General features: G+C 62.7%; 15 protein-coding genes. 6 read left to right on the top strand and 9 right to left on the bottom strand.

The window, feature by feature from the left end; genetic code table 11:
• Positions 1-27 precede the first annotated feature (27 nt).
• Together V6093_RS03910 and ptrR are read right to left on the bottom strand one after the other, a co-directional pair.
• Positions 28-471 (bottom strand): hypothetical protein, encoded by a 444-nt coding sequence (locus tag V6093_RS03910; RefSeq protein WP_060537386.1) that lies wholly within the window; start codon positions 469-471, stop codon positions 28-30.
• A 126-nt stretch (positions 472-597) separates the two neighbouring features.
• Positions 598-1,464: a putrescine utilization regulator PtrR gene (ptrR, locus tag V6093_RS03905; RefSeq protein ID WP_004374302.1), complete on the bottom strand. Its 867-nt coding sequence runs from the start codon at positions 1,462-1,464 to the stop codon at positions 598-600.
• Positions 1,465-1,571: 107 nt separating this feature from the next.
• Here ptrR and V6093_RS03900 point away from each other — a divergent pair, with 107 nt between their 5' ends.
• Positions 1,572-2,957, top strand: a complete 1,386-nt coding sequence (locus tag V6093_RS03900; protein WP_265979296.1) for an aldehyde dehydrogenase family protein — start codon at positions 1,572-1,574, stop codon at positions 2,955-2,957.
• Positions 2,958-2,994: 37 nt separating this feature from the next.
• On the opposite strand, the gene V6093_RS03895 is transcribed toward V6093_RS03900, so the two are convergent.
• Entirely contained in the window at positions 2,995-4,905 is a 1,911-nt protein-coding gene (locus tag V6093_RS03895; RefSeq protein ID WP_265979298.1) for an AAA family ATPase, read from the bottom strand.
• Positions 4,906-4,983: 78 nt separating this feature from the next.
• On the bottom strand, positions 4,984-5,883 hold the full coding sequence (locus V6093_RS03890) for a helix-turn-helix domain-containing protein (protein WP_004374296.1): 900 nt from the start codon (positions 5,881-5,883) through the stop codon (positions 4,984-4,986).
• Positions 5,884-6,066: 183 nt separating this feature from the next.
• Here V6093_RS03890 and V6093_RS03885 point away from each other — a divergent pair, with 183 nt between their 5' ends.
• From V6093_RS03885 to V6093_RS03870, 4 genes are all read left to right on the top strand, one after another.
• Entirely contained in the window at positions 6,067-7,425 is a 1,359-nt protein-coding gene (locus tag V6093_RS03885; protein WP_004374294.1) for a glutamine synthetase family protein, read from the top strand.
• An 81-nt stretch (positions 7,426-7,506) separates the two neighbouring features.
• Positions 7,507-8,595: a polyamine ABC transporter substrate-binding protein gene (locus V6093_RS03880; RefSeq protein WP_004374291.1), complete on the top strand. Its 1,089-nt coding sequence runs from the start codon at positions 7,507-7,509 to the stop codon at positions 8,593-8,595.
• A gap of 13 nt (positions 8,596-8,608) precedes the next feature.
• Positions 8,609-9,904 carry an FAD-binding oxidoreductase gene (locus V6093_RS03875; RefSeq protein ID WP_265979300.1) on the top strand — a complete coding sequence of 432 codons (1,296 nt, stop codon included), beginning with the start codon at positions 8,609-8,611 and terminating at the stop codon, positions 9,902-9,904.
• A 140-nt stretch (positions 9,905-10,044) separates the two neighbouring features.
• A complete protein-coding gene (locus V6093_RS03870; protein ID WP_004374288.1) occupies positions 10,045-10,722 on the top strand; it encodes a DUF3313 domain-containing protein in 678 nt (225 codons plus the stop codon).
• A gap of 69 nt (positions 10,723-10,791) precedes the next feature.
• On the opposite strand, the gene V6093_RS03865 is transcribed toward V6093_RS03870, so the two are convergent.
• Positions 10,792-12,168, bottom strand: a complete 1,377-nt coding sequence (locus V6093_RS03865; protein WP_047602865.1) for an L-serine ammonia-lyase — start codon at positions 12,166-12,168, stop codon at positions 10,792-10,794.
• A gap of 146 nt (positions 12,169-12,314) precedes the next feature.
• Here V6093_RS03865 and V6093_RS03860 point away from each other — a divergent pair, with 146 nt between their 5' ends.
• Positions 12,315-13,256, top strand: a complete 942-nt coding sequence (locus V6093_RS03860; RefSeq protein ID WP_012052371.1) for a LysR substrate-binding domain-containing protein — start codon at positions 12,315-12,317, stop codon at positions 13,254-13,256.
• Positions 13,257-13,289: 33 nt separating this feature from the next.
• Here V6093_RS03860 and V6093_RS03855 read toward each other — a convergent pair whose 3' ends face one another.
• The 4 genes from V6093_RS03855 to V6093_RS03840 all read right to left on the bottom strand — a co-directional run bounded on the left by V6093_RS03855 (position 13,290) and on the right by V6093_RS03840 (position 18,027).
• A complete protein-coding gene (locus tag V6093_RS03855) occupies positions 13,290-14,711 on the bottom strand; it encodes an undecaprenyl-phosphate glucose phosphotransferase (RefSeq protein WP_004374281.1) in 1,422 nt (473 codons plus the stop codon).
• Positions 14,712-14,888: 177 nt separating this feature from the next.
• On the bottom strand, positions 14,889-15,641 hold the full coding sequence (locus V6093_RS03850; RefSeq protein ID WP_047602866.1) for a WecB/TagA/CpsF family glycosyltransferase: 753 nt from the start codon (positions 15,639-15,641) through the stop codon (positions 14,889-14,891).
• Positions 15,641-16,828: a glycosyltransferase family 2 protein gene (locus V6093_RS03845; RefSeq protein ID WP_047602867.1), complete on the bottom strand. Its 1,188-nt coding sequence runs from the start codon at positions 16,826-16,828 to the stop codon at positions 15,641-15,643. The genes V6093_RS03850 and V6093_RS03845 overlap by 1 nt, the downstream gene beginning before the upstream one ends.
• Positions 16,825-18,027, bottom strand: a complete 1,203-nt coding sequence (locus V6093_RS03840; RefSeq protein ID WP_047602868.1) for a glycosyltransferase — start codon at positions 18,025-18,027, stop codon at positions 16,825-16,827. Before V6093_RS03840 ends, V6093_RS03845 begins: the two co-directional genes overlap by 4 nt.
• Positions 18,028-18,050 lie beyond the last annotated feature (23 nt).

Raw genomic sequence — 18,050 nt, 5'->3', positions numbered from 1 at the left:
ACATCCGTACTCCTGCCTGTCTCTTCATCAACGCCAATTAAGGCTAACGGTCGTGGGGGCCTTGCCCGTGACGGCCGCCCACTGCTGCACCGCCTGACCTTGGGCATTGCCAATGACCTTGTATTTGCCGGGAGGCAGCTGCACATACAGCAGTGGCCCGGCATCGGCGACGCTGATCACGGGCTGGCCCTGGGCATTCTGGATATCGACGGTGGCCCCGCTCTGGAACTTGCCTTCCGGGCCGGTCGAAAGCTCTACGTGCAGGTCATAACCCGTGGTCTTGCGCAGGGCATTGGCCTCGTCCTGGCCGATACCGCCCTGCAGGTAGCGCACGCCATTCTGCTCCTGCGGTTGCAACTGCACGGCCTGCATGTCGATGGGGGCATTGAGGTCGGCGGCGGCGGCCAGGGTCCATGGCAGGGCCAGGGTGATCAGTAAGGCTGCGCCGAGCGCATAGTGATGGTTACGCATGGTACGACCCTCCTTTCGAGGATGGCTTACCTAGCATTTGATCCTCCCAGCGAAGGGGTGTTCGTGCTGATGCCTGGTCATGGAGATGAAATTCACTTCAGATAATCAGGTTATCGAGTGAAAACATCAGCTTGCGCGGCCTTCTTCAAGCAACTTCACGAACATGCTCAAACTGCGCGAGACCGTCCCCCGTCGCCATACCAGCCAGGTTTTCAGATAGCGGAAGTCCTCCGACATTGGCCAGGCGCTGACGGTGCTGCACCCGGGCATATTGTCGAGCATGCTGCGCGGCAGCATGGCCAGACCGGCACCCGCACTGACGCAGGCCAACATGCCGTGGTACGACTCCATTTCGTGGATCTTGCCCGGTACCGCCTGGTCCTGCACGAACCAGTTCTCGAAGTGATGGCGGTATGAACAGTTGGCGCGGAAGGCGTAGATGCTTTCACCGTTCACGTCCTGGGCGCGGGTCACCGGTGTATGGTTGAGCGGCGCAATGACCATCATCTCTTCCTCGAACACCGGTATGCCCTCCAGCGTCGGGTGCAGCACCGGGCCGTCGACGAACGCGGCCACCAGGCGGCCAGACAGCACGCCTTCGAGCATGGTCCCGGAGGGCCCGGTGGACAGGTCAAGGTCAACCTTGGGGTAGCGTTGGTTGTAGGCGGCCAGCAGCGCCGGGATGCGCACCGCCGCCGTGCTTTCCAGCGATCCGAGGGCAAAGGTGCCCTGCGGGTCTTCACCCGCCACGGTCAGCCGCGCCTCATGGACCAGGTCGAGGATGCGCCGGGTGTATTCGAGGAAGTTCCAACCCGCAGGCGACAGGCGCAGGCGGCTCTTCTCCCGAATGAACAGTTCTACACCCAAGTCCTCCTCCAGTTGCTTGATGCGCGTGGTCAGGTTCGACGGCACCCGATGGATGTGCTGCGCGGCGGCGCTGATGCTGCCCTGCTCTGCCACGGCCTTGAAGATCTCCAGTTGCACCAGGTCCACAGACATTCTCCAAACGTGAATGTTTCGCTCATTATTATTCAGTTTTCATTAAAGCCATAGCCCACTAGTCTGGCCTCATTGATTAACAACAACGAGAGTGTCCCGCCATGAGCGCGATCAGCAGCCTGACCCACGCCATCTCCCTCGACCCGTACAGCGGCGAGCAGATTGGCGCCTACCCGTTCGACACCGACGCCGCACTGGAAGCGGCGCTGCAACGTGCCAAGGTTGGCTATCGCCAGTGGCGCCAGGTGTCGCTGGGTCAGCGCAGCGAGTACCTGCTGGCCCTGGCCGCCACCCTCGAAGCCAAGGCTGAAGCTTTCGCGCACATGATCAGCCGTGAAATTGGCAAGCCGATCGCCCAGGCCCGTGGTGAAGTCGCCAAATGCGTTGGCCTGTGCCGCTGGTACGCCGAGCACGGCCCGGCCATGCTCGCCGCCGAGCCGACCCAGGTCGAAAAAGCCCGTATCGAATACCGCCCGCTGGGCCCGATCCTGGCCGTGATGCCGTGGAACTTCCCGGTCTGGCAGGTGCTGCGCGGCGCCGTGCCGGCGATTCTGGCGGGTAACACCTACGTGCTCAAGCACGCACCGAACGTAATGGGCAGCGCCTACCTGATGGGTGAGCTGTTCAAGGATGCCGGCCTGCCGGAAGGCGTGTTCGAAGTGTTGAACGTGACCCCGGATGGCGTCACCCGCGCCATCAACGATCCGCGCATCGCCGCCGTGACCCTGACCGGCAGCGTGCGTGCCGGCATGGCGATTGGTGCACAGGCCGGTGCCGCGCTGAAGAAGTGCGTGTTGGAGCTGGGTGGCTCCGATCCCTTCATCGTACTGGCCGATGCCGACCTTAATGCTGCCGTCCAGGCCGCGGTGATAGGCCGCTACCAGAACACCGGCCAGGTGTGCGCCGCCGCCAAGCGCCTGATCGTGGAAGCCAGCATCGTCGATGCGTTCACCCACAAGTTCGTTGAAGCCACTCGCCAGTTGAAAGTCGGCAACCCGCTGGAGGACGACACCTATATCGGCCCGATGGCCCGCTATGACCTGCGCGACGAGTTGGACGGCCAGGTTCAGGCGACGTTGGCCGAAGGCGCCACGTTGCTGCTGGGCGGCAACAAGGTCGAAGGCGTGGCCAACTTCTACGCGCCGACCGTGTTCGCCAATGTCACCCCGGACATGACCGCGTTCAAGCAGGAGCTGTTCGGCCCGGTAGCGGCGATCATCACTGCACGCGATGCCGACCATGCCGTGGAACTGGCCAACGACAGCGAGTTTGGCCTGGCCTCGACCATCTACACAGCCGACTATGCGCTGGCCGAACGCATGACCGCCGCACTGGATACCGGCGGCGTGTTCATCAACGGCTACTGCGCTTCCGACCCCCGCGTGGCGTTTGGTGGCGTGAAGAAGAGTGGTTTCGGCCGTGAGCTGTCGCACTTTGGTGTGCGCGAGTTCACCAATGCCCAGACCGTGTGGCTGGACCGTAACTGATTCATGACCCTGGGGCTGCTTTGCAGCCCCAGCTGCGTCAATCCCGAACCTGGTCCTTGACCCAGTCCAGCATCCCCCCCGGCACGATCAGTTCATGCCGCGCCCGCGAACAGGCGGTATATAACCCCGCCAGCATACGCGCCCGCTCATTGCGGTTACCCGCCACCTGTGGCGCCACCATCAGCTCCGGCGACACCATCACCCGGGCAAACTCCATGTTCTTCACATCCCGTACTCGCCCCAGGAACAGCTTCGGCGCCTTGTCCCAGCGGTAACGGCTCTTGGCCTTGGCAAAGTGCTCCGGCGTGTAGCCCTTGCGCAGCATATTGGCCACGGCGACGAACGCTTTGTCATCGCCCTTGTCCTGTTCCAGCGCCTGCCAGCTGGCATAGCGGAACAGCATCGGGTGGCGCGGCCGGGTGCCGTAGCGGTACAGCTCGATGCAGTCCTCGACGAACAGTTCAAAGTCCTTGCGAGCGCTTTTCAGCAACAAGAACGGCACCCCCTGATGCGTCAGGCGCTGGAACCAGCCAAACAGGCCCCATTCATCATCGACGATAAGCGCCGTGGGCTGTTCCGGCACCATCACCGTATCGAAGAAACTGACCCGGGTGTAGTGCTCGGCGTTGCCACTGAAGGCCGCCTGGATCGTGGCCGGGTGCGCCTGGATCAGCGGGTTGAGCACATTGTCCATTGCCGGCCCGGCGCGCAGTGAATGGTCGATGCAGCGTTGCCGGATGAAGCTGCCATGGTGCGAGCTGAGGCCGTTGAGGTTCTGCAGTTCGTCACCCAGGGTAATGATCGACTGCGGACTGCGATCGAGTACCGCCAGCATCGGTGCCGACAGCTCGTGGGCCTCGTCGACGATGACATGGGTGTAACGGCTGTCGATCACATGCTCGGTCAGCGACAGCAGCTTGACCCGGTGGTAGTCACGCACCGGTAGCTGAATGTCCCGCGCCGACGGGCGAATCAGCTCTTGCCAGTACAGACGCGCCTTTTCCAGCAGCACCTCCTGATCCAGCGGCGAGGTGCCAGGCCCGGCCCAGGGCAAGTGATGCAGCTGAAGCTGGGTATCGGCACTGTGGCAGAACGTGCGCACGGCGCGGATGCACAAGGCAACCACGTCACGCGCTGCGAGCGGGCCGATATCAGGGATGGCCAGCCAGCGCACCACTTGCGCTTCCTGGGGGCGCCAGGACAGCTTGGTGCGGTATGGATCGCGCAATCGCCAGCCGTTGCTGGTGAGGTCACGGTTGAGCAGCTCGTCAGCCAGTTGGCCGAAGGTCAGCGCGGTATAGGCGGCAGCGTCCTTGACCCGCGCCTGCAGCGCGCGCAACTGCCCTTCGGTCAAGGCCAGCAGCAAGGTGCGCTGTGGCTCCAGCAGCCGGGCGAACTGGTGAATCAGGAAGGTCTTGCCGGTGCCGGCGAAACCTTGCACAGCCACCGACTCGTCGACGCCACTGAGGAATTCACGCAGCAGGCGGTTCTGCTGGTCGCTGAGCATCAAATCACTGGCCAGCGACGGCAGGTACACTGGGTGCAGCGGCGTGGCCCGTTGGCGGTAGCGGTCGGCGAACTGGAAGTTCCACTGGCCTTCGTCGTCCAGCCATTCGTCCGCCTGGTACTCCACTTCGGCCGACAGCAGTGCAATGCCATTTTCGCCCAGCATGCCCAGGCCCATGGCGAACGCTTCGCGATCGAATTGCTGCGCTACCTGGGCCTGGAAGCGCCCGGGGGCGACACCTTCGACTTCGTTTGCGATGCGCACGATTTCGGCGAAACGACGCTCCTGCGCGTCGGCCGACGCGGTGGCAGGCTGGCGCGGCAGGTTTTGCACGAACAGCACGGCAGCGGCATCGAGCACACTGGCGGTGGTGAAGAACTCGGTTACGGCGGCGCTGGCGAGGCGGTCAGCCTGGTCGCTGGGCAAAGGCAGGTAGAACATCGGCACCTCGGGTGAAATCAGGGCGGCACGATAGCAACTTTCGGCACGAGATGCTGGGTTCAGTTTTGGCGTGCCCCCTCAACCCCTGCCCCGCCTCAACGTCTCGCTCGGAAACTCCTTGAACAACTGCCGGTAACTCTCTGAAAATCTTCCCAAATGCCAGAACGACCAACGCATCGCCACCTCGGCGACAGTCACCCCTCCTCCCCGCAAAAGATCGCGCCGCGCGCCGTTCAACCGGCGCAGCCGCAACCAGTGCGCAGGCGGCATGCCGGTGAATGCTTTGAACGCCTGCTGCAACTGACGCAATGAAACCCCGGCAACCTCCGCCAGCTCCACCAGGTTCAGCGTTTCTTCCGGGCAGTCGGCCGCCCATTCGCTGACCCGGTGCATGATCGCCCGTTCCTCGTCCCGTCGCCCCAGGGCCACGCCCTGTAAACGCTGGCTGGCGTTGTCAAGAATGAACAGGCAGTCCTCCAGCAACTGCTCAGCCAGGGCCTGCCCCTGCAACGGGCAACCCTCCTCGCCCAGCCGGGTCAAGGTGGCGCTGAGCCAGCTGCCGAACAGCGCATTCTGGCCGCTGCCCAATGGCACCATGAACAACCCTTCCAGACGCTGCGGGTCTAGCCCATGGCGGGCCAGGAACGCCTGGTCGAACACGACCGCCACTTCGTGGTAGTTCTCCGGTGTGATCCAGATATTGCGACTTTGTTCGTTCAGCAGGTACAGGCTGTTCTCGCTGCGGTCGAAGCAAAACGCCAGCGAGCCGCTTGGCGCGCGGAAAAACTGCTCCACCCGGGTGTTCAGGCGCTCTTCGTACACCTCCACACCCTCCAGCCCCAGACAACGCAGCTCACCGCTGAAGTACCCGGGCGACATCTGCCGGTACTGCTGCTGCCAGCCAGGGGTGGCGCGCACTTGCTCGGTGACGTCAGTGGTGTGGAAAGCCTGGACCTTCAACGCATTGGCGGTTGTCACACATCGTCCTGTATGCACTCTTTTGGTGCATTCGATACTGAAGAAAGTGGATAGATTGCCCCGGGGGGCTGCGACCAAGATAGTCTGCAGCGCGTCACCTGGGAAGCGTAACGCCTTCGCAACTGTTCAACGGTTTTCGCAAGCGCCCACGCTCCCCCACTAAAACCCAACCAAGAGGTCTGTATGAACGCCCCCTTCGATCAGCTGTCCACCTGGCTGAAAGAACACCGGATCACCGAAGTCGAATGCGTGATCAGCGACTTAACCGGCATCGCCCGCGGCAAGATTGCGCCCACCGCCAAGTTCCTCCATGAGCGAGGCATGCGCCTGCCAGAAAGCGTGCTGCTGCAGACGGTCACCGGCGACTACGTCGACGATGACATCTATTACAACCTGCTCGACGCCGCCGACATCGACATGGTCTGCCGCCCCGATCCCACCGCCGTTTACCAGATACCGTGGGCGATCGAGCCAACCGCGATCGTGATCCATGACACCTTCGACAAGCAAGGCAACCCTATCGAGCTTTCGCCACGCAACGTGCTGAAGAAGGTGCTCAAGCTGTACGCCGACAAGGGCTGGCAGCCGATCGTCGCGCCCGAGATGGAGTTCTACCTGACCAAGCGCTGCGAAGACCCGGATTTGCCACTGCAGGTGCCACTGGGGCGTTCCGGTCGTGCTGAAAGTGGCCGTCAGTCGTTCTCGATCGACGCCGCCAACGAATTCGACCCCCTGTTCGAAGACGTCTACGACTGGTGCGAGATCCAAGGCCTGGACCTGGATACGCTGATTCACGAAGACGGCCCGGCGCAGATGGAAATCAACTTCCGTCACGGCGACGCGCTGGACCTGGCCGACCAGATCACCGTGTTCAAGCGCACCATGCGCGAGGCCGCGCTCAAGCACAACGTGGCCGCCACGTTCATGGCCAAGCCGATCACCGATGAACCAGGCAGTGCCATGCACCTGCACCAGAGCGTGGTCGACATCGCCACTGGCAAACCGATCTTCGCCAACGAAGACGGCAGCATGAGCCCGCTGTTTCTGCATCACATCGGCGGCTTGCAGAAGTACATCCCCAAGCTGCTGCCGATGTTCGCGCCCAACGTCAACTCGTTCCGCCGCTTCCTGCCGGATACCTCGGCACCGGTCAACGTCGAGTGGGGCGAAGAAAACCGCACGGCCGGCCTGCGTGTGCCCACGTCCAGCCCTGAGGCGATGCGGGTGGAAAACCGCCTGCCGGGCGCCGATGCCAACCCTTACCTGGCCATCGCTGCCAGCCTGCTGTGCGGCTACCTGGGCATGGTCGAGCAGATCGACCCTAGCGCACCGGTGCAGGGCCGCGCCTATGAGCGACGCAACCTGCGCCTGCCGATCACCATCGAGGATGCGCTGCAGCACATGGAAGACTGCGAAACCGTGCAGCAGTACCTGGGCAAGCAGTTCGTCCAGGGCTACGTGGCGGTCAAGCGCGCCGAGCACGAGAACTACAAGCGCGTCATCAGCTCGTGGGAGCGTGAATTCCTGATGCTGAGTGTCTGATCCACCGCGAGGGGTGCTTTGCACCCCATGCACAGGCAAGCCTGCTCTGAACTCCAAGAACAAGACCAACGAGGTGTTCCCATGCGTCATCTGCAAGCCCTGATCCCCGCTGCATTCACCCTGCTGTTCGCCACCACCACCCAGGCCGCGCCCACGGTCAGTGTGTACAACTGGACCGACTACATCGGTGACACCACCCTGGCCGACTTCCAGGCCAGCAGCGGAATCAAGGTGGTCTATGACGTGTTCGACTCCAACGAAACCCTTGAAGGCAAGCTGTTGGCCGGGCGCACGGGTTATGACGTGGTGGTACCGTCCAACCACTTCCTCGCCCGCCAGGCCCAGGCCGGCGCCTTCCTGCCGCTGGACCGCAGCAAGCTGCCGAACTGGCAGCACCTGGACCCCAAACTGCTCAAGCAACTTGAACAGAACGACCCCGGCAACCAGTACGCCGTGCCTTACCTGTGGGGCACCAATGGCATCGGCTACAACGTCGACAAGGTCAAGGCGGCACTGGGTGTGGACCATATCGACTCATGGGCGGTGCTGTTCGAGCCCGAGAACCTGAAAAAGCTCAAGCAGTGCGGCGTGGCATTCATGGACTCGCCCGACGAACTGTTCCCGGCCGTGCTCAACTACCTGGGCATGGACCCGCGCAGCGAAAAACCGGGCGACTACGCCAAGGCCGAGGCCCGCCTGCTCGAACTGCGCCCCTACATCACCTACTTCCACTCCTCCAAGTACGTCTCTGACCTTGCGAACGGCGATGTCTGCGTAGCGTTCGGCTACTCCGGCGACGTGTTCCAGGCCGCCAACCGCGCCGTAGAGGCGAAAAACGGCGTGAAGGTCGCCTACAGCATTCCCAAGGAAGGCAGCAACCTGTGGTTCGACCTGCTGGCCATCCCCAAGGACGCCAACAACCCCGAGCAGGCCCTGGCGTTCATCAACTACCTGCTCGACCCCAAAGTGATCGCCAAGGTCAGCGCCACGGTCGGCTATGCCAACGCCAACCCGGACGCCAAGGCCTACATGGATGCATCGCTGGTGAACAACCCCGAGATCTACCCACCCCAGGAGGTGCTGGACAAGCTGTACATCTCTAGCACCCCGAGCCCAAAAATCATGCGCGTCATGACCCGCTCCTGGAGCAAGATCAAGTCCAACCGCTGAGTCGAGAACGCTCATGTCTTTCAATACCCAACACACCGCCTCGTACTACGCCGCCACCGCGCGCGACACGGCACCCTACCCCAGCCTGGACAGTGAACTGACGGCCGACGTATGCGTGATCGGCGGCGGACTGACTGGGGTCAATACAGCCCTGGAGCTGGCCGAGCGCGGCCTCTCGGTGGTACTGCTGGAAGCCCGACGCATCGGCTGGGGCGCCAGTGGGCGCAATGGCGGCCAGCTGATTCGCGGTATCGGCCATGATGTCAGCGGCTTTGCCCGGCATGTCGGCCAGGACGGTGTGCGCTACCTGAAGCAGGCCGGCATCGACTCAGTGGAACTGGTGGCCGAGCGCATTGCCCGCTACGGCATTGCCTGCGACCTGCGCTGGGGCTTCTGCGAACTGGCCAACACCACGGCGCAGTTCGCGGCCTTCAAGGAGGAACAGGACGACCTGGCCGCCCTGGGCTATCGCCATGAAACACGCCTGGTCAGCGCCGGGCAGTTGAACGAGATCGTCGCCAGCGACCAGTACGCTGGCGGCCTGGTCGACATGGGCTCGGGCCACCTGCACCCACTTGACCTGGTCCAGGGCGAAGCCCGTGCGGCCCACAGCCTGGGCGTGCGCATTTTCGAGCAAAGCCCGGTGCTGCGTATTGAGCACGGGCCCAGGTTGACGCTGCACACGGCGCGCGGCAAGGTGCGCGCAAGCAGCCTGGTGCTGGGCTGCAATGCTCACCTGGATGAACTGGAACCGCGCCTGAGCGGCAAGGTACTGCCGGCCGGCAGCTATGTGGTGGCCACCGAACCCTTGCCCGAAGCGCTGGCCAGCAGCCTGATCCCGCAGAACATGGCGCTGTGCGACCAGAAGGTCGGCCTGGACTACTACCGCCTTACCGCAGACCGCCGCTTGCTGTTCGGTGGCGCTTGCCACTATTCCGGGCGCGACCCTAAAGACATCGGCGCGTACATGCGGCCGAAGGTATTGAAGGTGTTCCCGCAACTGGCCAACGTGCGTATCGACTACCAGTGGGGTGGCATGATTGGTATCACCGCCAACCGTTTCCCCCAGGTCGGGCGCCTGAACCAGCACCCCAACGTGTATTACGCCCAGGGCTATTCAGGCCACGGGCTGAACGTGACGCACTGGACGGCGAAACTGCTGGCCGAAAGCATCGCCCTCGGCCACAGCCACGGCCTGGATGTGTTCAGCGCCGTGCCGCACCTGACCTTCCCCGGCGGCAAGGCCCTGCGCTCACCCCTGCTGGCACTGGGCATGTTGTGGTACCGCTTGCGTGAGGCCCTGGGTTGAGTGGGCCACAACGTTTGCAGCGCCCCTCAGGGCGAGCCACGCACTGTGTTCTTTTCAAAGAGGATTGCCCCGTCCACTGGCCAACTGCCTCGCACCTGCTAGCGTTGTTGAGGCCGACCTCTCACGGATGCCTTTTCATCATGAAATCATTGCCTCGCATTACCCTGTTGTGCGCCGCGCTGCTTGCCGTGGCCGCCTGCTCCAGCAACCGCGTGGACCCCAAGGATTACTCCGGCTTCCTCAAAGACTACAGCCGGCTGCAAGAGGCCAAGAGCCCGTCGGGTGACCCGGTCATGCGCTGGATCGACCCCAAGGTCAATATCAATCAATACAGCCAGGTATTCGTCGAGCCAAGCCAGTTCTACCCCAAGCCGCAGCCCACAGCGGTTATCTCGCAGCAGACGCTGCAGGAAATCACCCGCTACTTCAACGAGGCCCTGCGCCGCGAAATGGGCAGCGTGATGCCGTTGGCCAAGGGGCCTGGCCCGGGCGTGATCGTGGTACGCCCGGCGATCACGGCAGTGTCCACCAGTAACGAGGGCCTCAAGCCTTACGAGGTGATCCCTATCGCGCTTATCGCGGCAGGAGTGAATACCGCCATGGGTGGACGTGACCAGGACGTGGATGTCGGTGTGGAGGCAGCGTTCCTGGACGGCGCCAGCCAGAAGGTACTGGCCCAGGTGGTCCGCAAGGGCGCGGGCCAGGAACTGGAGAACGATACCCAGAAGCTGACCTTGAATGACGTCAAGCCGGTGCTCGATGGCTGGGCCAAAGACATGCGTGCGAGCTTCCTGGCAGCCAAGCAGAAAGGCCGCTGAGTCCGTCGCAACCGGGTTCAGGAGCGGCCCATCGTGACACAAGGCCGCTCCAGTTGACCGCGTTAAAACTCAGCACTCGACAAAAGCGACCGCCAAACCGCCGCGCGAGGTTTCCTTGTAATTGGCATGCATGTCCGCCCCGGTATCACGCATGGTGCGGATCACCCGGTCGAGCGAGATGAAGTGCTCGCCATCCCCCCGCAGCGCCATCTGCACAGCATTGATCGCCTTGACCGCAGCAATCGCATTGCGCTCGATGCACGGCACCTGCACCAGGCCACCCACCGGGTCGCAGGTCAGCCCAAGGTTGTGCTCCAGGGCAATTTCGGCGGCGTTTTCAAGCTGGGGCGGCGTAGCACCCAGTACCTGCGCCAAGCCGGCAGCAGCCATCGAACAGGCTGAGCCCACCTCCCCCTGACAACCCACCTCGGCACCGGAAATCGAGGCGTTCTTTTTGCACAGGATGCCAACCGCCGCTGCCCCAAGCAGGAAGTCCACCACATCAGCATCGCAGGCACCGGGGTTGAACTTCATGTAATAGTGCAGCACCGCCGGGATAATGCCGGCTGCCCCGTTGGTGGGCGCGGTAACCATACGCCCACCGGCGGCATTCTCTTCATTGACCGCCAAGGCGAACAGGTTGACCCACTCCATGGCGCCAAGGGTCGAGCCGATCACGTTGGGCTTGCCCAACTCCTGCAGGCTGCGATGCAACCGCGCGGCGCGGCGCTTGACGTGCAAGCCGCCCGGCAGGACGCCCTCGTTGCGCAGGCCGTTCGCCACGCACTCACGCATGGCCGCCCAGATGCGCAGCAAGCCTTCGCGCACCTCGGCCTCCGGGCGCCAGGCGCACTCGTTGGCCATCATCAGTTGCGCCACGCTCAGGTTGTGGGCCTTGCACAAAGCCAGCAGTTGGGCACCACTGTCGAATTCATAAGGCAGCATCACGGCATTCGTTTCGTTTGCCGGCGCATCGATTTCGGCTTGCTCGACGATGAAGCCGCCGCCCACCGAAAAATAGGTCTGGCTCAACAGGCTGTGCTGCCCGTCCATGGCTTCCAGGCTCATGGCATTGGGGTGATAAGGCAGGCTCTCGTCGAGCAGCAGCATGTCACGGCCATAGTCGAAGGCCAGCGGATGGCTACCGTCGAGCATCAGGCAGTGCTCTTGCAGGACCTGTCCGATGCGCGACTCGATCGTGGACGGGTCGATACGGTCCGGCCACTGGCCCATCAAGCCTAGCAGGCACGCGCGGTCGGTGGCATGGCCAACCCCGGTAGCCGACAGCGAGCCATACAGCCGCACTTGCACGCGCGTTACCCGCGCCAGCACCCCCTGCTCACGCAAGGCCTGGGCAAAGGTAGCCGCCGCCCGCATCGGGCCCACGGTATGGGAACTGGACGGCCCGATGCCAATTTTGAAAAGGTCGAAAACACTGATAGCCATGCTAATGCCTGACCCTACCCTGATATGCATCCAGGGTACGGTTGTCTGAAGAAATTGAGCGTTATTGCGAACTTGCGCGATACTGCCGCGCTGGCTCACGGATGACCAACGAAACCTCCTAAGCAAGCCTTTAGTGGTACTAAACGATGCGACGACAACTCAATGGTCAGATGTTCGTCTGGCTGCATGTATTTGCCTGCGCAGCCCGGCACTTGTCCTTCACCCGCTGTGCCGAAGAGCTGCACATCACCCCGGGCGCGGTCAGCCAGCAGATGCGCCAACTGGAAGAGCGCCTGGGCTACCGGCTGTTCCTGCGCCGGGCGCGCGGCGTGGAGCTGAGCGCCGAGGGGCAACGGCTGGCCCAGACGGTGGCCGAGGCCTACGGCAGTATCGAAGCCGAGCTGCTGCGGCTGGACGCGGGGGAAATCCGCGGCACATTGCGTGTGCGTTCGATCCCCTCGTTCCTGGCCAAATGGCTCACGCCGCGCTTACCGCGTTTTCAACAGCGCTACCCGGATATCGAACTGCGCCTGGTCGCCGAAGACAGCGCCCAGGCGCTGACCCCGGGTGACTTCGACCTGGCCATCGACCTGAACGATGGTAGCTACCCAGGCATGCTCTCGACGCCGCTGCTGGACGAGCAGATCTTCCCGGTGTGCTCACCTGCCCTGCTGCGCGGGCGCCCGCCGCTGCACGGCCCCGCTGACCTGGCGCACTACCCGCTGCTGCATGACATCACCGCCTGGCGTGGCAGTTCGGAATATGCCGAGTGGGAGTTCTACCTGGAAGGCATCGGCGCCGCCGGCCTGGATGTGCGGCGCGGGCACACTTTCAACCGCAACCACCTGACCATCGAGGCGGCGATTGCCGGTATCGGCGTGGCGATTGCACGACGCACGCTGCTCAATGACGAACTGGAGCGCGGCGCACTGATCGTGCCCTTTGGTGTACCGATCGCCAACCACAAGCGTTATGTGGTGCATTACCCGCCAGGCGGCTTGAACCAGCCAGGTGCGCGGGCGGTGCATGACTGGCTGGTGGAAGAAGCGCGGGGGTTCAGGGCGTTGCATCCGTTGAACAAGGAATAGCCACTTGGGCGCGCTTGAGCAGGAGCGCTTCGCTCAATAAGCCTGCTTACCGGTGAAGGCATTGAGCGTGCGCACCAGGATCACGAAGTCCAGCCACAACGACCAGTTGTTGATGTACTCGATGTCCGAGTCGACTCGCTGGATCATTTGCTCGATATCCTTGGTCTCCCCCCTGAACCCGCGCACCTGCGCCAAACCTGTCATGCCGGGCTTGATATTGTGGCGGGCAAAGTAGTCAACGATATCCTGCGAATACAAGGTGTCATGTTGCAAGGCATGCGGCCGCGGCCCTACCAGGGACATTTCCCCGGTCAGCACATTGAACAATTGTGGCAGTTCATCAAGGCTTGTACGCCGGATAAAGGCGCCGACCCGGGTCAACCGTGGGTCATTCTTCTGCGCCTGCTTGACCACACCTGCTTCCGGTTGGTGAACATGCATGCTGCGAAACTTCCAGATACGGAACGATTCTCCTGTCCAGCCGGTACGTTCCTGGCGGAAGAACACCGGCCCGCGGCTGTCGATCTTGATGGCCAGCGCAACAGCCAGCAATACGGGTGATGCAAACAGCAAAATCAACGCGGCCAGCACCCGGTCCTCAAGGTTTTTCAAGAACAGGCTCATGCCCGTCAAGGGTGTCTCCGACAAGGTCAGCACCGGAATGCCGGCAATTTCCCGCACGCTGTGGTTGATCAGGCGCAACGAGAAGATATCCGGCACCCAGTTCACCGCAATGCACTTGTCGAGCAACTTGAAGTAAACGTCGTTGATGACCTCGGAGCCACCCAGTGGCGTCACCAGGTACACCGTACGAATACCGTGTTGGGCCACCAGCTCGTCGAGGTCGCCAATATGCCCCAGCACTGGCAGGCGCTGCTTGCCCTCGGCACTCTCCAACCCCTGCCCATCGCCTTTGTCGAGCAGCACGCAGCCCAGCACTCGTTCGCCAAACCACGGGTTGTTGCTGATTTTCTGATACAGGAAGTTGGCCAGGTCACCGTTGCCGATGATCAGGGCATTGTCCAGGCGCGCATGCGCACTAAAGCGCTTTTGCAGTTCGCGCACGGCAAAATGCAAGAATAGCTGGGCGACATAACCAATGACGAACAGTTGCACCACCAATAGCCGTGAATAGGTTTCGCTCTGTTTGGTCAGGAACGCCATGACGACCAGGAAGCAAAACGTTGCCGACCAGGCCTTGAACAGACGGAACGCCTTGATCGAAAGCCCGACGTTGGTGCGGTAGATGGCGTAATGATCATAAATGACTGCCAGTGCGCCAATCAGCAACAGCAGCATGATCACGTAATCGGATGTGATATAGCCGAACTGGTCGTAGATCAGGTACCAGGCAATACCGGTGACGGCAATACCATCGAGGCCGGCCTGAATGGCGTTACTGACACTGCTTCTTCTCTGGAGTAAGGAACGACTGCTTCTGGGTTCGAAAACCATTTCAGACCTCATCAAAATGAGCGTAGCAAGTGCCTTCCATCAAACAGCAAGTCTTGAAAACAGGTTACGCAAAACCCGTGCAGCAGGCGCGTGGCGCCCTCAAGCGATTGATATCACTGTAGCAGCCACCCGCTGCTGGCGTACCCGGAATCACCGCTTGTGCGAACTTTGACCGATTCATAGGGCCCGCCTGGCCGAAACCGCCGCCCGCCGGTACAGCAGGGTGCGCAACAGGAATAGCGGATTGCCCACCACGTAACGCATGAACAGGCGCTTGGGTTCGCGCAGCAGGCGGTACAGCCACTCGCCCCCCAAACGCCGCAGCCATTCGGGGGCACGGCTGACCTTGCCGCCGAGGAAGTCCAGGATCGCCCCACCGCACACGATCAGGCATGGCCCGCCAGTGACTGCCAACTCCGCTGCCACCGCTTCTTGCTTGGGCATGCCCATGCCCAGCACGATCAGCTCGGGTTGCTGCTCGCGGGCCAACTGCAAATAGGTTTCAAGGCTGGCGAAACCATCGTGAACCGACACCGGCACGATGCCAAACTCGGCTTCACAGCGCCGCACGGCCTGGTCCAGGTAGGGTTGCCGGGTGCCCCAGAAGGCGACCTTGCGCCCTCGGTAAGCAGCCATGAGCCTGGGAATGAAGTCAGTGCCGTTCATGTTCAGCCCGGGTTCCAGGCCCAGGCGGCGATACAGAATCGCCATGCCGGCGCCATCGCGCAGCAGCACATCTGCGGCCGACAGTGCCTGGCTGTAGCCACCATCGCGCACCACCAGGTTCATCGCATGGGCGTTGACGAAGCCCAGCACGGTGCCCGTATCCGGCGTAGCCAGGCGGTCGAGAAGGCGCTGTACAGCGGCGCCATCAGCGATCACTTCCAGCTGGTCGATCACACGCTTCCAGCGACTCTGCCACTGATCCATCAGTCGTCATCCCGTTTTGAACGCACCCATTCAACCTGGCGCTTGATCAGGAAACTCAGGTACAAGGGAATTTTCCTGGCCGCATAAAACGGCGCGTACAACAACACCGAGAACGGTATCACTTCACGGCAGAAGCGCGCCCAGGCCAACATCACGGCGAAGGCCAGCAAGGCCAAACCGGCAAAGGCGAGCCACGCGGGCGCCGCCAGGCCGAACAGCAGGTACGCCAGCCAGGTCACCAGGTTAAGCCCGAGCAAGGTCAGTACCAGCAACGCCAGGGGCGGCACCAGCAGGTCTAGGGTCAAGGCCGCCAGGCTAGCGTTGCGCTGGGTGATTGCAGCCATCGCCCGTTTGGGTGCGTCGGCAAGCATCAAGCCCAGATGGCCATGCTCCCAGCGGGTGCGTTGGCTGTTGAGGCCTTGCTGGCTGAGCGGGAACTGGCTAGTGACCAGTGCCTCGGGGCAGAAAGCAGGCGGTTTACCCTGCTGGCAAAGGTCCAGGCCCAGCTTCACATCCTCGACCAGATGACCATTGGCCAGGTTGATCAGGCTCAGATCGTGCCAGCCGAACGCCATGCCCGCGCCCATCAGCTGGCATGGCAGGCCCAGGCGCGCCCAGCCGCGTGGCCGCACCAGGTTCTTGACCCGCCAGGCAAACTCGGCAACTTGCACCCGCAACCCGGCACCTGCCGGTGCACGCATCAAGTACAGCGACTGTACCGGGCGGGCGAGTGCGTGGCAGCGGCGCGCCAGGCAATCGATCGCCCCCTCGCCCACCTGGCAGTCGGCATCCACCACGATGACCACCTCGGGCGGCCGCTGAGCCAGATGGCGCACGCCGAAATCCAATGCGTAACCTTTGCCGCGCAACCGCGTATCGTGGCGCTCTACCACTTCGGCGCCGGCCTCACGTGCCAACTGGGCCGTGTCATCCGAACAGTTGTCCGCCACGACCAGCAAGCGGTCGCCGTCCAGCAGTTGCGGCGTAACGCTCGCCAGCATCGCGCGAATGATCAATGCCTCATCGTGGGCGGGCACCAACACCGCCACTCGCGGGCGCTCGCCAATGCCCTTGGGCCTCGACCGCGCCGGCAGGCAAGCCAGCAACACTTGCAGCACCAGCACCAACACCGGTACCAGGACGATGATCGCCAACAGGCCCAGTAACCAACCCAATACACTTATCATGCGTATGCCTTGAAATAGCCGGCCAGCCTGGCCGCCTCGGTGTCGATGTCATGCCGTTGCACCACACGCTGGTAGGCCAACTCGCCCATGCGCTGCAGTACCTCGGCCGGTTGCGCCAGGCAGTCGGCCATGGCTGTTGCCAGCTCGTCCACGGCGCCGGCAGGGAACAGCCAGCCGTTCTCGCCAGGCCGCACCAGCTCGGGGATACCCGCTACATAGGTGGTGAGCACGGGCCGGCGCAAGGCCATGGCCTCCATGATGACCACGGGCAAGCCCTCGGCGAAACTGGGTAGCACCAGCGCACGGGCGGCCAGGATTTCCTCACGTACCTGCGCACTGCTGATCCAGCCAGTGATACGCACTTGCTGCTGCAAGCCGTGCCGGGCAATCAAGGCCTCGATCTGCTCGCGCATTTCACCGTCACCCGCCAGCACCAGCTCGAAGGTGATCGACCGGGCAGCGAGACAGCGCGCCGCTTCGAGCAACAGCAGCTGGCCCTTCTGTTCGCACAGGCGCCCAACACACACCAGCCGTGGCGCCGATGGCACATCGACTGGCGCCACCTCATGAAAACCACGCTCCAGTCCGCAATGCACCACCTTCACCTTGCCCCAGTGCTCGTGCGCCACCCAACGGTACAGCTGGCTTCGTCCGTACGAGCTCACCGCCGCGACAAAGGCGGCGCGCTGCACCTTCTCACCCATGTGCAAGAACTGTGGTTTGTCGAATTCTTCCGGCCCGTGCACGGTAAAGCTGTATGCCGGCCCGCCCAGGACGTTGGCCAGCATGACCACTTCAGTAGAGTTGGTGCCGAAATGCGCGTGCACATGTGTGGCCTCCCCAGCCTGCAACCATTGCAGCACCAGGCAGGCCTCGGCCAGGTAGACCAGGTGGTAGGGCCAGGCACGGTCGGCCCGCAGGCCAAGGCGCATGGCCAGCCCCAGCGCCTGGAAAAACCGCCGCGGCTGCGTACGCAGTACTTGCCATGTCGGTGCCAACAACCCCTTGAGCCCACCTTGCAATACGTAGCGGGTCTTGCCCCGTTCGGTTGCGTCCTCGGCATCCTGCACCTCGGCGTCCCACCCACGCAGGGCTATACGTTGCACCTCAACCCCCTGGCGCTCCAGCGCCAGAATTTCGCGACGGATGAAACTGTGGCTGACTTTCGGGTACTGATTGATGAAGTAAGCAATATGCATACGAATCCAGATCCAAACCCGCT

Source organism: Pseudomonas putida group bacterium ESBL64, from assembly GCF_045277175.1.
GTDB lineage: Bacteria > Pseudomonadota > Gammaproteobacteria > Pseudomonadales > Pseudomonadaceae > Aquipseudomonas > Aquipseudomonas alloputida.
The sequence above is the reverse complement of the archived record's forward strand: the minus strand, read 5'-3'. Positions and strand labels throughout refer to the sequence as shown.

What these genes read in the sequence shown, in the direction of transcription:
- V6093_RS03910 (WP_060537386.1), bottom strand. Translation starts at nt 471, where the DNA reads ATGCGTAACCATCACTATGCGCTCGGCGCAGCCTTACTGATCACCCTG.
- V6093_RS03900 (WP_265979296.1), top strand. Translation starts at nt 1,572, where the DNA reads ATGAGCGCGATCAGCAGCCTGACCCACGCCATCTCCCTCGACCCGTAC.
- V6093_RS03895 (WP_265979298.1), bottom strand. Translation starts at nt 4,905, where the DNA reads ATGTTCTACCTGCCTTTGCCCAGCGACCAGGCTGACCGCCTCGCCAGC.
- V6093_RS03885 (WP_004374294.1), top strand. Translation starts at nt 6,067, where the DNA reads ATGAACGCCCCCTTCGATCAGCTGTCCACCTGGCTGAAAGAACACCGG.
- V6093_RS03880 (WP_004374291.1), top strand. Translation starts at nt 7,507, where the DNA reads ATGCGTCATCTGCAAGCCCTGATCCCCGCTGCATTCACCCTGCTGTTC.
- V6093_RS03875 (WP_265979300.1), top strand. Translation starts at nt 8,609, where the DNA reads ATGTCTTTCAATACCCAACACACCGCCTCGTACTACGCCGCCACCGCG.
- V6093_RS03870 (WP_004374288.1), top strand. Translation starts at nt 10,045, where the DNA reads ATGAAATCATTGCCTCGCATTACCCTGTTGTGCGCCGCGCTGCTTGCC.
- V6093_RS03865 (WP_047602865.1), bottom strand. Translation starts at nt 12,168, where the DNA reads ATGGCTATCAGTGTTTTCGACCTTTTCAAAATTGGCATCGGGCCGTCC.
- V6093_RS03860 (WP_012052371.1), top strand. Translation starts at nt 12,315, where the DNA reads ATGCGACGACAACTCAATGGTCAGATGTTCGTCTGGCTGCATGTATTT.
- V6093_RS03855 (WP_004374281.1), bottom strand. Translation starts at nt 14,711, where the DNA reads ATGGTTTTCGAACCCAGAAGCAGTCGTTCCTTACTCCAGAGAAGAAGC.
- V6093_RS03850 (WP_047602866.1), bottom strand. Translation starts at nt 15,641, where the DNA reads ATGGATCAGTGGCAGAGTCGCTGGAAGCGTGTGATCGACCAGCTGGAA.
- V6093_RS03845 (WP_047602867.1), bottom strand. Translation starts at nt 16,828, where the DNA reads ATGATAAGTGTATTGGGTTGGTTACTGGGCCTGTTGGCGATCATCGTC.
- V6093_RS03840 (WP_047602868.1), bottom strand. Translation starts at nt 18,027, where the DNA reads ATGCATATTGCTTACTTCATCAATCAGTACCCGAAAGTCAGCCACAGT.